Source organism: Rhizobium sp. CC1099 (assembly GCF_029714385.1).
Taxonomy (GTDB): Bacteria; Pseudomonadota; Alphaproteobacteria; order Rhizobiales; family Rhizobiaceae; genus Rhizobium.
Genome location: NZ_CP121642.1, coordinates 2,366,847 through 2,381,743 on the forward strand (window position 1 = coordinate 2,366,847; position 14,897 = coordinate 2,381,743).

The 14,897-nt window shown below is 57.9% G+C and carries 12 protein-coding genes and 1 pseudogene; 3 read left to right on the forward strand and 10 right to left on the reverse strand.

Translation table 11 applies throughout. The features are described 5' to 3' along the window. The first annotated feature begins 483 nt into the window (after positions 1-483). Positions 484-2,319 carry a potassium transporter Kup gene (locus QA644_RS32670; RefSeq protein WP_283074075.1) on the forward strand — a complete coding sequence of 612 codons (1,836 nt, stop codon included), beginning with the start codon at positions 484-486 and terminating at the stop codon, positions 2,317-2,319. 240 nt (positions 2,320-2,559) lie between these two features. Here QA644_RS32670 and QA644_RS32675 read toward each other — a convergent pair whose 3' ends face one another. The 6 genes from QA644_RS32675 to QA644_RS32700 form a co-directional block, all read right to left on the reverse strand. After that, positions 2,560-3,171 (reverse strand): flavin reductase family protein, encoded by a 612-nt coding sequence (locus tag QA644_RS32675; RefSeq protein WP_283073143.1) that lies wholly within the window; start codon positions 3,169-3,171, stop codon positions 2,560-2,562. Between the two features lies 1 nt (position 3,172). After that, complete coding sequence (locus tag QA644_RS32680; protein WP_283073144.1) at positions 3,173-3,916, reverse strand: aspartate/glutamate racemase family protein; 744 nt, start codon at positions 3,914-3,916, stop codon at positions 3,173-3,175. Between the two features lies 1 nt (position 3,917). Next, positions 3,918-4,739 carry an ABC transporter permease gene (locus QA644_RS32685; RefSeq protein ID WP_239602605.1) on the reverse strand — a complete coding sequence of 274 codons (822 nt, stop codon included), beginning with the start codon at positions 4,737-4,739 and terminating at the stop codon, positions 3,918-3,920. 1 nt (position 4,740) lies between these two features. Continuing rightward, complete coding sequence (locus QA644_RS32690; RefSeq protein WP_283073145.1) at positions 4,741-5,655, reverse strand: ABC transporter permease; 915 nt, start codon at positions 5,653-5,655, stop codon at positions 4,741-4,743. A gap of 153 nt (positions 5,656-5,808) precedes the next feature. After that, entirely contained in the window at positions 5,809-7,107 is a 1,299-nt protein-coding gene (locus QA644_RS32695; RefSeq protein WP_283073146.1) for a PotD/PotF family extracellular solute-binding protein, read from the reverse strand. A gap of 28 nt (positions 7,108-7,135) precedes the next feature. Then, positions 7,136-8,218, reverse strand: a complete 1,083-nt coding sequence (locus QA644_RS32700) for an ABC transporter ATP-binding protein (protein WP_283074076.1) — start codon at positions 8,216-8,218, stop codon at positions 7,136-7,138. A 269-nt stretch (positions 8,219-8,487) separates the two neighbouring features. Here QA644_RS32700 and QA644_RS32705 point away from each other — a divergent pair, with 269 nt between their 5' ends. Continuing rightward, positions 8,488-9,201, forward strand: a complete 714-nt coding sequence (locus QA644_RS32705) for a GntR family transcriptional regulator (RefSeq protein ID WP_074072897.1) — start codon at positions 8,488-8,490, stop codon at positions 9,199-9,201. Positions 9,202-9,262: 61 nt separating this feature from the next. On the opposite strand, the gene QA644_RS32710 is transcribed toward QA644_RS32705, so the two are convergent. The 3 genes from QA644_RS32710 to QA644_RS32720 form a co-directional block, all read right to left on the reverse strand. Then, positions 9,263-10,270 carry an alpha/beta hydrolase gene (locus QA644_RS32710; protein ID WP_283073147.1) on the reverse strand — a complete coding sequence of 336 codons (1,008 nt, stop codon included), beginning with the start codon at positions 10,268-10,270 and terminating at the stop codon, positions 9,263-9,265. A gap of 311 nt (positions 10,271-10,581) precedes the next feature. Next, positions 10,582-11,820, reverse strand: a complete 1,239-nt coding sequence (locus QA644_RS32715) for a hypothetical protein (protein WP_283073148.1) — start codon at positions 11,818-11,820, stop codon at positions 10,582-10,584. 41 nt (positions 11,821-11,861) lie between these two features. Next, positions 11,862-12,173, reverse strand: a complete 312-nt coding sequence (locus tag QA644_RS32720; protein WP_283073149.1) for a hypothetical protein — start codon at positions 12,171-12,173, stop codon at positions 11,862-11,864. A gap of 538 nt (positions 12,174-12,711) precedes the next feature. Here QA644_RS32720 and QA644_RS32725 point away from each other — a divergent pair. Continuing rightward, a pseudogene (locus tag QA644_RS32725) lies at positions 12,712-13,803 on the forward strand (IS630 family transposase). A gap of 22 nt (positions 13,804-13,825) precedes the next feature. On the opposite strand, the gene QA644_RS32730 reads toward QA644_RS32725, so the two are convergent. Then, entirely contained in the window at positions 13,826-14,893 is a 1,068-nt protein-coding gene (locus QA644_RS32730) for a glycosyltransferase family 4 protein (protein ID WP_283073150.1), read from the reverse strand. Positions 14,894-14,897 lie beyond the last annotated feature (4 nt).

Sequence of the window (14,897 nt, forward strand, 5' to 3'; positions counted from 1 at the left end):
TGAATTTGATTTTTCCGCAAGTTATTTCAATGATTTTGTTTTGTATCAAAAAATCAGTTTCATATGGTGGGCGTGTGCGATTGGCGCACATATTTTCCGCGATGCGTAACGCTGATTCCAGGTATGTGTTGTGCCTTGCTTTTTCTTGGCCACCTGCGCATTTCCACTTCGCATCCGGTCGCCATCGACCGGCCGCGATCCACTTGAAGGATCGCTGCGCTGGCGTGACATTGACCGCAGAAACTGCGATTATGAGCGCCAGATCGAGAGGAACCGTCACCAGGACAATCCGAGGCAGGGATCTCTTTGCACGTTCTCGTCGTTTCCTCTTCGAGGACTTTTTTGGCGGCGGGACGGCGGATAGTCGGCGGCGCTTGAACAGCGATCGTCAACCAGGAAATAACCTTGACCTCGACGAAGCCACCCGGGAACGGACCCCAAGCCGAAAACCATCACCGGGGACCGGCGAATTTTCCCCTCCTCGTGCTCGGAGCCCTCGGCGTCGTCTACGGCGATATCGGCACAAGCCCGATTTATGCATTCCGCGAAGCCCTGAGAGTCTCCGGTCAGGTGTCAGGAATGGTCGATGGCAAGCAAATTCTCGGTTTGCTTTCTCTGATCGTCTGGGCATTGACCTCCATCGTCGCCATCAAATATGTCGGCTTCGTTTTGAAAGCCGATAACAAAGGAGAAGGCGGCACACTTTCACTGATGACGCTCGCCCGAGAGAGCCTTGAAGGCAGGCCGGTTTGGGTCCTTGTTCTTGGCATTGTCGGCGCGTCGCTGTTTCTGGGCGATGCCATTATCACCCCTGCGATATCGGTATTATCGGCGGTCGAAGGCCTCGAGGTGGTCGCCCCGCAGCTTTCGCATTGGGTCGTTCCGACCACGGTTGTCATCATAACGGTACTATTTCTCGTTCAACGGTTCGGGACGGGCGGTGTCGCATCGGTATTCGGTCCCGTCACCGCAGTATGGTTTTTAACCCTTGGCGTCTCCGGCCTTGCGCACATCCTCCAACAGCCCTTGATCCTCTCGGCCATCAATCCGCTTCACGCCATACAATTTCTCGGCACGCATGCTGGAATTTCAGTGTCGGTTCTGGGTGCAGTGTTCCTGGCAGTAACCGGCGCTGAGGCGCTCTATGTGGATCTTGGGCATTTCGGGCGCAAGCCGATCGTCTTTGCCTGGTTCGCGCTGGTGTTTCCAAGCCTGCTTTTGAATTATTTCGGTCAGGGCGCATATGTCCTCAGCCATCCTGAGGACATCGAACATCCTTTTTTTGCAATGCAGCCCGAATGGGCGCAATTTCCTGTGGTTGCTCTCGCTACCGCTGCAACCGTCATTGCCAGCCAAGCGGTTATATCCGGGGCATATTCCCTTATCCGCCAAGCGATGCATCTCAATCTTCTGCCGCGCTTCAGCATCCGCCATACGTCGGAAACTCAGGCCGGACAAATCTACATGCCCCAGATCAATGCCTTGTTGTTCGTCGCCGTCATCGCATTGGTGATCACGTTTCGAAATTCCAGCGGTCTGTCCGCCGCCTACGGGATCGCCGTCACCGGTGAGATGCTCATTACCGCTATTTTGCTTTTCGTCGTCGCGCGACGCGTCTGGAGATGGCGACGGACACTTGCATTGATCGTAATCGCTCCGCTGATCCTGATCGACACAAGCTTCTTCGTCGCCAACGTCGCAAAGTTCGGACAAGGCGGCTGGGTTCCCGTCGCCGTGGCCCTCACCGCTGCGTTCTTGATGCAAACCTGGATTTCCGGACGTCGCTTGCTGACAATTAGAACGAGGGCGGACGAGGTCCCCCTCACGATGATCATTGACAATCTGACAAGGAAAAAGCCATCAACCGTGCCGGGAACTGCAGTGTTTCTGACGAGTGACGTCGAAGGTGCGCCTACTGCTCTCTTGCATAGCATGAAGCACTACAAGGTGCTGCACGAGCACAATATCATCCTCTCCGTTCTGACGTCCCCGTCACCTTATGTCGCCGATGACGAGAAAATCTTCCTTGAGAGCCTGCATCCCCTGTTCAGCCGCATCGTCATCACTTTTGGCTATATGGAGACCCCCAACATTCCCCGCGCCCTTATCCTGGCGCGCAAGCTCGGCCTGAAATTCGATATCATGTCGACGACCTTTTTCCTGTCGCGCAGGACGATCTTGCCGTCCGAGAAAGGCGGCATGCCGCTGTGGCAGGATCGGGTGTTCATCGCACTCGCGCACAATGCCAGCAACGCAACTGAGTATTTCCGGCTCCCGACCGGGCGTGTCGTCGAACTCGGGATCCAGGTGACGATCTGATTCCATCGGCGCGGTGCCTGGCGTTCCGCTTGCGAGCGCAAAGCTTTTTTCGTGACGAAGGCGAAAGAGGCGAATGACGCCAAACGGTTCGCCCGTTCGACATCAAAGAGCCGTCAAACCACCCGTCAGAGGCAATCGGGCTTGTCTTCGGCCTTCTATCCCCCAAGGATCGCTTCCAGAAAATTACCGCTAGAGTCTTGAGATACGAGCAGGGCTTGCTTCTCGCAAATAACCGCCGCTCTACAACTTCGGCGTCAGCATCTCGAAGCGGTCGCGGACGGTGGAGCAGATGTCGCCGCCAAGGCGGGCGATCGCATCGACCGCTGCTGGATCAACGTGAAGGCGCTCCGGATCAACAACACCGTCACGATAATGCGCAAAGACGATTTCACCGAGGATAACCTGGCGCGACTTGCCAAGCTCCAGCGTCACATGCCTGCGGCATTCGAAGGCGGCAGGAGCCTCCGCAATCCAGGGCGAACCGACCTTTACTCCGGGCATGGCGGTCAGACCCGCCTCCTTCAGTTCGTCGACACCGCGCGGATACTTCGCGCCGCAGACATGCATCGCCTCGGCGATTGAAAAGGAGACGATGTTGACGGTGAAAACCTCGGTCATGCGGATATTGTGGGCGGTATCCTTGAAGGACATGTCCGGATGGTTCTCGACGCCCAGCGCCAGGATCGGCGGATCGGCCGAAAGGCAGTTGAAGAAGGAAAAGGGAGCGGCATTGATGCGGCCCTCCTCATCCACCGTCGTCACCAGCGCGATCGGACGCGGAATGATCGTGCCGATCATCAGCTTGTAGCGCTCGCGCTCGCTCAGTGCCGTAAAGTCGAAGGAGATGCTCATCTCAGCTTGGCGTCCGCATCGGGGCAAATCTGCTCATCGCGCCCGTGAAGGCCTTGGGAAGCGGCGAGGCATAGGAGCCGCGCTTGCTGGTCGAAAGTCCGAGCGACACCAGCGCTTCGGCCTGCTTCACGGCCGCGGCGACGCCATCGACGACCGGAACACCATAGATCTCCTGCAAATCGCGCGCGAGGTCGGTCATGCCCGCACAGCCGAGCACGATTGCTTCTGCACCATCTTCTGAAAGGGCCTTTTCGATTTCAGCCCGAAGCTTTCCGATGGCACCAGAGCCCTCGTTTTCGAGCTCGAGCACCGGGATGTCGCACGCCCTTACCTTCGCCCGGCCGCCCATGCCGTAGCGGCGGACAAGATTGTCGATGAGCACGCGGGAGCGTTCCAGCGTGGTAACGACCGTGAAGCGTTGCGCCAGGAAGCCGGCCGTCGCTACCGCAGATTCGCAAAGGCCGAGCACCGGCACATCGGCAAAGGAGCGCGCGGCATCAAGGCCGGTGTCGTCGAAGCAGGCGACGACCGCCGCGTCATAGCCGGCCCCCTGGCGCTCCTTCAGCTCCATCAGCAGTCCCGGGATTGCCAGCGCCCCGTCATAATGGCCTTCGATCGAAACCGGTCCCATACGGGACGTGGCAGCGATGATGTCCGTTCCTGTTGCGGCGACAGCGCGTGCGGCGATAGCAGCCTTTTCCGTCATCGAGGCCGTCGTGTTGGGGTTTACCAGCAATATGCGCATGTCATTTGATCTTTGCCTGCCGCCGGCTGAGCATCATCATGATGGCGAGCGCGACGAGGATAATGGTGAAGGAGAAGAGCGTCGTCACCGTTCCGAGCGCATAAAGCACGGGCGTCGTGACGTTTGTCGTCATGCCGTAGATCTCGAGCGGCAGCGTGTTGTAGGTGCCCGACGTCATCAGCGTGCGGGCGAATTCGTCATAGGAAAGCGTGAAGCCGAAAAGGCCGACGCCGATCAGGCTCGGCAGGATCATCGGCAAAACGACGTGCCGGAAGGTCTGCCATGAGCTTGCGCCGAGATCGCGCGCCGCTTCCTCATAGGCCGGAGAGAAGCGGTTGAAGACGGCAAACATGATCAGCACGCCGAACGGCAGCGTCCAGGTGAGGTGCGCGCCGAAAGCCGAGGAATACCAGGCGGGCTTCAGGCCGCCCTGCTGGAAGACGACGCCGATGCCGAGCGAAATGATGATCGAGGGGACAACGAGGCTCGCAACAGTCGCATAAAACAGTGCCGTCGAGCCCCGGAATTTCCGGCGGAAGGCCAGACCTGCGAGCAGCGAAACGACGACGGTGACGATCATCACCATCAGGCCGAGCAAAAAGGACCGTTTGAAGGATGCGCCGAAATCGCCGACGGCCTGCTTTTCGAAAAGGTTGAAGAACCAGTGAACCGAAACCCCGTTCAGCGGGAAGGTCAGGCCCCCGTCCGGCCCCTGGAATGACAGGATCAAAACCGCCGAGAGCGGGCCGTAGAGAAAGACCACGAAGACGGCGAAAAAGACCGCGAGCACATAGAATTCGACGGTTCGCTTTTCATGGTTCATCTCAAAGCTCCTTGCGGATGTCGACGACGCGCAGGATGGCGGCGACCATCAACAGCACGACGACCAGAAGCACGACAGCATTTGCGGCAGCGGCCGGATACTGCAGCAGCGACATCTGGTTTTTCATCATCAATGCGACCGAAGCGCTCTGGCCGCCGGACATGACCTGCACGGTCGAAAAATCCGCCATCACCAGCGTCACGACGAAGATCGTACCGATCGCCATGCCGGGTTTTGCAAGCGGGATGACGACGTTCCAGAGGATTTGCCAGCCGCTGGCACCGGCATCGCGCGCCGCCTCGAAGAGCGAGCGGTCGATGCGCATCAGCGTGTTGAAGATCGGCGTCACCATGAAGAGCGTATAAAGGTGCACCATGGCGAGTACGACGGCGAACTCGGAATAGAGCAACCACTCGATCGGCTGCGGAATGAGGCCCATCTCAATCAGCGTCGTATTGACGAGCCCATTGCGGCCGAGCACCGGAATCCACGAGATCATGCGGATGATGTTCGACGTCATGAAGGGGACGGTGCAGACAAGGAAGAGGATCATCTGCGTCGAGGTCTTGCGGATATGGAAAGCCAGGAAATAGGCGACCCAAAAGCCGATGAGGAGCGTCAGCGCCCAGACGATGACGGTGAATTTGAGCGTGTTAAGGTAGATCTTCCAGGTCACCCATGAACCGAGCGTCTCGGTATAATTCATGGTGAGGAAGGCGGGATAGAGCCCCGCAAAGTCGTAATCCCAGAAGCTCACGACCGCGATCATCGCGATCGGCAGCAGGAAGAAGAAACCGAGGATCAGAAAGAGCGGCAAGGCCTGGAGATAGGAAATCGCAGCCAGCGGCAGGCGAAAGCCGCCATTTCGAACGCGCTCAGCCTTCTCACCGGGTTGTGCGGAAGCGATCGTTGCCATCTGCCATCCTCTTAGACATTCGCGGAAACCAAAATGGAAGGGATCCGAAAGACCCCTCCCCAGCCCTCCCGCAGAAGGAGGGAGTTTTCTGCCGCAACCTCTCCGTCCGCTCCTCCTGTCGGGAGGGCTGAGGAGACAAACGCGGCGAACACCTTATGCGGCGACGAACTCGTTCCAGCGGCGGACCATGTAGCGGTCTTCGTCCATGACCGAGTTCCAGCAGGCAACAGCGCCCATGCGGGCCTCGAAGGAGCCGCCATCGCGGACGGCGCCGGCCTTCTCCATGACCTTGCCTTCCGGCGAGAGAATATCGCCCTGCGCCGGCTTGCCCTCGATCCAGTAGCCCCATTCGTCGGCCGACATGAAGCCCTTGGCGGTTTCCATGCAGGCAGAGTAGTAGCCCTGGCGGTTGAGGTAGCCGCCGACCCAGCCGGACGTGTACCAGTTGATGTACTCGTAGGCGGCGTCGAGCTGAGCGCCCTTGAGGTGCGAGGCAAGGCCGAGACCGCCGCCCCATGCGCGGTAGCCTTCCTTGAGCGGCTGATACTTGCAGGCAATACCCTTGGAACGGACAGCGGCAACGGCCGGCGACCACATGGATTGGATGACGACCTCGCCCGACGCCATCAGGTTGACCGACTCGTCGAAGCTCTTCCAGAAGGCGCGGAACTGGCCTTCGCTCTTTGCCTTGATCAGGAATTCAATCGTCTTGTCGATCTCTTCCTTGGTCATGTTGCCCTTGTCGGCATATTTGATGTTGCCCATGGCTTCCATGATCATCGCGGCATCCATGATGCCGATCGAGGGAATATTCAGGATCGAGGTCTTGCCCTTGAACTTCGGATCCATGATGTCGGCCCAAGTGGTGATCTCGCGGCCGACGAGATCCGGTCGGATGCCCAGGGTGTCGGCGTTGTAAATGGTCGGAACCATCGTCATCCACTTCGTCGGCTCCTTGGCGAAGGTCTTGGAATCGGCGCCTCCGACGAAGCCGACCGTATGCGGTGCAGTACCCTGCGCAATGACGCTGTCCGGCTTCATCTTGCCGTTGATGAAGAGCGGCACGATCTTGTCGAAATATTTCAGCTTCGACGTATCCATCGGCTGAAGGACGCCGGTCGGAAAGACTTTCTTGGCAATCCAGTATTCGATGTCGGCGATGTCATAGCTGTCCGGCTGGGTGACGGCACGCTGTGCAGCAGCGTCCGAGTCCGTCGCCGTCATCTCAAGCGTGATGCCGAGGTCCTTCTTGCACTGTTCGGCGATCGCGTTGATATTGGAGACGCCGGTGCCGAACTGGCGAAGCGTGATGCTGGACTGCGCCCAAATCGTCGGAAAGCCGGTGATCAGGCCCGAGCCGGCGGCTGCACCGATGGCGGCAGCGCCCGTTTTCAAAAGCGAACGGCGGGACATGCCCTTCTCAGTCTTGGTGGTCTTCGTTTCAGTCGTCATGTCAGTTCCCCTTTTTTGATTGCGAAATTTATGCACGGCCGAGGAGGACGGCATCCTCCAGGGTCCAACTCAAAGACACCGCATCGCCGATCGATACGGGTTTGGCGAAGTAATCGCCGTCGCTCGCGATGACCGTGAAGTCATCACTGCCCGCGCCGATTGCGGTGATCTTCACCGAAGCGCCGCGATATTCGATGTTTGAAACCACGCCGTGGAAGCCGAGCGTCTTTTCCACCGGCGCTTCGAGGCGGACGCGATCGGTGCGGATGCCGATATCGATAGGCTCGCCCACCTTCCTGCCCTCACCACGCACGGAAAATGTCTGGCCTTCCGGCACCTTGAGTGTGATCAAGCCGCCTTCGGCAGAGACGACGCGACCGGATAGAACGTTGTGGTCGCCCATGAAACGGGCGACGAAAGCCGTTGCTGGGCGCTCGAACACCTGGCGCGGTGCTGCCGCCTGTTCGATCTTGCCGTCATTCATGACGACAATCATGTCGGCAAGCGCCATCGCCTCTTCCTGGCTGTGCGTCACATGGACGAAGGTGATGCCAAGCGTCTTTTGAAGCTTCTTGAGCTCCGCGCGCATCCGGATCTTCAGGAACGGGTCGAGGGCCGACAAAGGCTCGTCAAGCAGCAGCGCTTCCGGATCGGTGATCAGCGCGCGCGCCAGCGCCACGCGCTGCTGCTGGCCGCCCGAAAGCTGCGCCGGACGCCTGGTCGCGTAAGCTTCCATCTGCATCAGCTTCAGCATCTCCAGCGCCTTGGCCCGGCGCTCGTCCTTGCCGACCCCCTTCATCTTCAGGCTGAAGGCAACATTGTCGATAAGGTCCAGATGCGGAAAGAGCGCATAAGACTGGAACATCATCGCCGTGCCGCGCTTGGCCGGAGGAAAGTCGGTCACAACCGTATTGCCGAGGCGGATATCGCCCGACGAGATGCTTTCATGGCCGGCGATCATGCGGAGCGTCGAGGTCTTCCCGCAGCCCGATGGGCCGAGGAAGCAGCAATATGATCCAGCCGGAATCTTCAAGCTGATGGTGTGCACAGCAGTTGTCGCGCCATAAACCTTCGAAACGGATGCTATATCGATTTCCGCCGCTTTCGACATCATGTCTTCCCCTGTTCCAGAAAGATTAATGCATCCGCCGTGCCAGTTTCGTCACCGGCACCAAACCCCCATGAATCACTGGGTTTTTTTGGAAGATCCAAGGGCCGCCGCCCATTGCGGCCTTGATCGACTTGCACAGGAAATAGGCTTTTGTCTGCAATTTATGCAAAGAATCGTATACAATTTGACCCGTGTTTTGCTCGCAAATTCCGTTTAACTTTTCTTCCGAAGCTGTCTATCATCGAGGCGGTAATCAGGTATCCGATTTCATGAAGTCCACCTCTGACGCCGTTCTTTCGGCAGATGATTCAGCCGAGATAAGCACGCAGCAAATTCGCGATGCGATCCGCGATGCGATCGTCGAGCGGCGCCTTTCTCCCGGCACGAAACTTTCCGAAGGCGATGTCGGAAATCTCTTCAACGTCAGCCGCACGCTTGCCCGCGCCGCACTCCAGGCCCTGTCCTATGAGGGCCTCGTCAGCGTGGAGAAGAACCGTGGCGCCTTCGTCGCCTATCCGTCCCCGGACGAGGCCCGTCAGATTTTCGCTGCCCGCCGGCTCGTGGAGCCCGGAATCCTGCGCGAAGCGGCCGCGCGCATTACACCTTCGCAGATCCAGCATCTGAGGCAGCTTCTATTGGAAGAGGGCCGTCTGATGAGCGAGCGCGGCCAAACAGCGCGACGCGCAGAAATCAAGGCCTCCGGCGATTTTCACTTAATGCTTGCACAGATTTCCGGCAATGCCATCATGCAGCGCTTCATGGAAGAGCTCGTCGCCCGCTCCTCGCTTGTCATCGCGCTCTACGGTCAGTCGACCGTATCAAGCTGCGGCCACACAGAGCACGGCGATATCGTTGCGGCTATTGAACACGACGATCTCGATACCGCCTGCCGCCTGATGGTGCACCACATTTCTCATATCGAAGCCGATCTGGATCTGCGCGAACGCAAAAGCTTCGGATTGAAGGAAGCCTTTGCGATCTAGAATACAGCCAGCTTGGCGGACGAAGGCGAATAGCGGCTGTCGGAGCATCGCCAACCCGGTTTCATTGCGGTGGTCTATCGGCGAAATGAGCCATGGCAAATTCCGCCGCATTCTGGTTGGATCTCCTGGCTTGGTCGAGCCAGAACGGAAACAGCGACGCCTCATGGAACAGGCCCGGCACGACGTCGAGCCGCACATCGACGTTTGCGGCCTTCAGCTTTTCGAAAAGACGCTGAACATCCCCCCGCAAAGCCTCCTTGTCCCCGATCTGCAGCAGGATCGGAGGAAAACCTGAATATTCGCTGTTTATCGGCGACACGGTTTGAAGCGAGGGACTCCCCTTCCCCGCATATTCCTTCCCCACCTGCTGCAGCCATTCGCGGCTGACGGAAACCTCGTCTTCGCCATGCGCCGGAAACCCCGCACCCTCAAAATCGGCAATCGGGCTGATAGCGATCACGGCAGCGGGCTTCTCGCCGTTCGTGGCGATCTGGCGAAGGGACATTTGAAGCGCCAAGGTTCCGCCGACGGAATCTCCGATCACCACAATGTTTGCCGCCTCGTAGCCGGATTCAAGCAGCCAGCGAAATGCGGTTACGGCATCCTCGACCTGCCTCGGAAAGCGGTATTGAGGCAAAAGCCGATATTCGATCAACAGCACATCGGCAGACGAGGCCTTCGCGAACGACGCGGCGATGTTGCGATGACTACGCAAGGAGCCGCCATAAAAGCCTCCACCGTGGAGATAGAGGATCGCCCGCCTGCCGAGCGGGTGGTGGAGGCGAGCGGGCCAGATCAACTCGCCGTCTACGCCATCGGCATCGACCTGGCGTATCTGCACCCGGGTTGGCTCAGGCGTGGCCCTCATCGCCTCCTCGAAGCGCAGCCTTCGATCGCGAAAATCACTCTTATCGTCCAGAAGCCGAGCGATGATTTCCTTAGCGCGCGATCGCGGGTCCGACTTTGTTGCGCTGGCGTCGTCGGCACGGGCAATGCCGATCGGCGATGATACCAGAAGCAAGCATGCCATCGCCCTGCCAGCCAAACCGGTTTTTGATCGCAATGGCATGAAACTCCTCTCCATCCTCGCCTCGCCTGAATATCAGAGGGGCTCGCCAAGACTGTAGCGGCAATTGCTATCGTGTAAAGAAAGGGCAGCAGTTGCCAGGAGTATTTGTCCTAGGCCTGCCGCAAGGGGCGCTAAGACCACTGGCGCGATACCGACGATCGCGCCGGCGTCGGCAAAATTTTGGCAATGCGGCCACGGCTAACACACCGGTCGCTGTTTGGCCCGTGCAACGATCTGCGTCGCTGCAGGCCGGCTCGCCGGCTTGGGAAGGTTCGATACGTTGATCGGAATGATGCATTTCCGTCGATTCTTCACCAGTCAACCGCTTTTCGGGGCAGACACTTAATGTTTGGCGTGTCTTGATTGTGCTTTTGGCTTCCCACGACGAAGCCGAGAAGTGCTCCGGTCTTGATCGAAGCATAAGCGTGCCCGAACAGGCTCGTACTCGCCAAGTATATCAACGCGGCGTTCGTGATAAATGGGCGCTCTTTCAAGGACGAGACGCCCGCAGATATGTACAATAGAAGGACGTACCCCAATATTCCAGAAACCTCTGCAAAGTAGAGAATTGCGCTGTCATTGGCATGGGTTTGATCGAAGCCTCCGAACAGCAGCGTCGTCAAGTCAGCTTCCCTGAGTTCCTCGAAGGTCCAGGACAACCGTCCCGCCAAGTCGGCAATGTGTTGATCACCAGCCGAGGAAAAATGCAAAACCGCTCCACCTGCGATCACAAGGAATGGCAGCGCAAGGCCCGCCAATCGCGGCAATCGCGCAAGGACCTGCGCCCCTACCGCAATGACGAAAAGCACCCCCAAGGCGGCTCGAACGTCGGACAATATTATGAGCAAGGAGCAGCTAGCGACAGCAAGTATTTTCCTGCCGACTTGAAATCTGTATTCATTCAAATAGAAAATTGCGGCAATACAAGCGAAGTAACCTAGGGACAGAGGCTCGAGAAAGAGGCCGCTGGCGCGATGCGTAGCGTCGCCCTCCCCCGCCCGCTGGGCACCGAAATAGAAACCTGAGACATCGGCCTGGTCATCCATCTTGGCCGCGACCCAGCTTCGTGTGTTCGCATAGTATCTCAGGGGATTGACGATCTTCGCATAAACATCAGGCATGACAGTCTCGAAGGCCACCGTAGTCAATACAATTACAAATAGCATATGCATATACCATCTCGGTATTCGCCTGATGGTCGAACCTAAAACAACGAAAAGCGGAATCACCGACATGTCATACAGAATTTTTACATCGGTATAACCGTGATATATTGTCGATATTACAATGCAGGATACTAGCATAACAAACAATATGACTTGATCGGCTGTCAAACGAGGTCGCCGCAACACGACCAATGCGGCAGCACAAAGGGTCACAAAGAGCTGCACGGCAACGACGTGGATCTCCTGAATATTCGTGACGAGATTGTTGACGATTGCCAGCCCGAAGTTCATGACCGTACAAAAAGCTAGGAGAGCGAGCGGAAGAAAATCGCCATCCCACCGAGCCAAGGTGCCTTTCCGATCAGCAGCCGGCATGCCACTCATTATATAAAGCTCCGTGACAACCAAAATGGTTCACGCGACCGTCAATCGTTCTTGTCGGTCTTCCGAATTGCACTGAGTGCCCACCCGCTGAAAAAGAACGAAACAAGGAGAATGGCAGGTGCTCCAGTGGATGTGATGATGATGTTGAGACGATAGTCGCTGAAAAGCAAGCGCGCTATACTTCCCAGCAGCAAAACCGTAGCGATGTTCACGCAGGACATCGCTGAGAGCCTAAGAACCGCAGCGATAATCCCACCAATGCAGGACGCAGTTAGAAGCCAGTACGTTCCCATGACCTGAGCCTTGTCGTGCCGCATGTCGAACGGCGCACGCACTTGATTGCTAAGGTGCATATTCAACGTCCGGCACGATGCATGCATTAGCGTGACGGCGCAATGGTCGTTCTCATCCGGCCCGATGAATACGCCCGTCCCGCCGATTGCAGACGACGAGCTCGAAGGACTGCGTGCGCATGCGCAACTGGCCCGGCAATCTCTCCGAACGATAGACGCGCGCAGTCCGGCAGGCTCCTAAGCGTCCCCGACACGGGCTATGGCGGCGCGAGGATGGGCGAACTAAAGGTCGGCGTGACGCCAGTCGCCGATGATTGGGCGCGAACGCGTTTGACCCAAGCGATCGTTCGTTCGACCCCTGTCGGATAGCTCAATGTTGCATCGGGCGATGCGCGGGAGGATGCTGCCTTGGCGCAGGTCGTGGCGTCAGCGTGAAAGACATAGCCCTTGTTGGCATGGAACTCGTCGGGCTGACGGCGCACCGCCCTTGGCCACAGCGAACAATCGATCCCCGTATGGCTAACGAAAGCTTATGCTAGTCATCTGGAACTGAAGTTGATTACATTGTACGCTTGACCTCTTCATGAGAGGTTGAGCAATGGCAAATGCGACTGGCCGACCGACGGCACCATTAGTTTTGAGCAAGGCGGAACGCGAAATTTAGAACGACAGGCACGGAGGCATCGCGTTGCTCGCTCCATGTCGGAGCGGTGCCGGATCATTCTTCGCTGTACTGACGGAATTCCGAGCAAGGTGGTTGCGGACGACCTGGGCGTGCATGAACATACGCTCGGCAAATGGAGACGGCGCTTTCTTAAAGATCGGCTCGATGGTCTGATCGACGAAGTTCGCCCTGGTCGGCCCCCGACGATTGACGACGATCAGATTGCTGCTGTGATCGAGCGCACGCTGCGGCCAACGCCAAGCGATGCGACCCATTGGTCGATCCGCCCGATGGCAGGGGCAACAGGCTTTTCACACACGACGATCCGCCGGATATGGAACGCCTTCGGCTTGCAGCCTCATCGCACTGAGACGTTCAAGCTTTCCAGCGACCCTTTGTTCATCGATAAGGTCCGCGACATCGTCGGTCTTGATCTGTCACCTCCCAATCGAGCGCTGGTTCTCAGTGTCGACGAGAAGAGCCAAATCCAGGCACTCGATCGCGAGCAGCCAGTGCTGCCGATGATGCCCGGCGTGCCTGAACGGCGTACCCATTCTTATGGTCGACACGGCACAACCACGTTGTTTGCAGCTCAAGATGTCGCCTCCGGCTTTGTCATCGGCAAATGCGACAAGCGGCATCGCGCCACCGAGTTCCCTGGACTTCCTGAAGCAGATCGATGCGAGCGTACCGTCCGATTTGGACGTTCCTATCGTGATGGACAACTATGCGACCCACAAAACTGCATCGATCAAAAACTGGCTGATGCGCCGGCCACGCTACCACGTGCACTTCACCCCGATCTCAACGTCATGGATCAATCAGGTCGAACGCTGGTTTGCGGAACTGACCCGCAAGCAGCTCCGTCGAGGCGTCCATACCTCGACAATGCAGCTCGAAGTTGAAATCAAAAGCTTCATCGAACGCCACACCGAAAACCCGAAGCCTTACAGGTGGACGAAATCCGCAGATGACATTCTCGCATCCGTCAAACGCTTTTGTCAGAAGGTCGACAACAGCTTATGACACGAACTTCGGATTCGGGTGACTAGGTACTCTTAGCGTAGATGTTCAGGAGGCGCCGGGCATTAACTTCCCATGAGAATTCATCGGCGACGAGGGCTCTGCCGCCGGCAAGTGCACTCGCAGGAATCCTGCAGGCGGATGCAAGTGACGAGACATAACCATCTTCGTCGTCCAGCTTGAATATCATTCCGGGAGCACCGCGCTCTACCAGCCAGCCGTTTCCACCCACGTCGGAGGCGACAAAGGGCTTTCCGAAGAACATCGCCTCGAGCAGAACCGTTGGGAGTCCCTCCCAGCGCGAACTCAGCACCACCGCAGAGGCGTTCATGTAGGCGGCCATGACCAGAGCCCGATCGGCACGTTCCAGAATATGGACCCGTCCTTCGAGCTGAAGTCGCGAGACGAGTTCTCTGACGGCGGGCAACTCACCGTCGTCCTGGCCGATTAGGACCAGATGATGGTCGGGGATCCTACGATGCGCCCTGACAAGAAATGGGATGTTCTTCACGCGGTGAAAACGCCCGACGTGCAGGACATATGGCTGCTCAAATGGAGGAACTATGTCGCGGGATTTGTCCTCGAGTTCAATGAGCTCGCGCAGCGACACAGAGTTCGGGATTATGACCGACTTTTCCCTGTCCAATCCGTTGCGGATCGAGTCTGCCTGATCTTGCGGGGTCAAGTTCACGACGGTGTCGCAGATCTTCATAGTATGGCGCGTCATCGTGAGATCAGTCACCGCTTTCGCGAGCTTCTTGATGGCGGATCCATCGGGATAGAAGGCGTGCGGCGTGAACACTGTGCGCATACCAGCCTTGTGGCCCGCCCGGAGGGCCCCGAAAGAGAAGGGATTGCGCGGCAGATGCGCGTGGACGACATCGGCTCCACGGTTGACGAAGGCGCGCAGTTGGGCCTGCGACGGCACCGTCTTGACTGCGAGCCCCTCGAACTGGACGAGCGCGTCACTGCCGGCCGCGCATATCACGACGTCTACGCCCAGCCTCCCCAGTTCGGCAGCAAGGGACGCGATGTAGCGCTCGACCCCTCCGAGATAACCGAGGAAATATCTATTTGCCATTATAACACGCATGCCA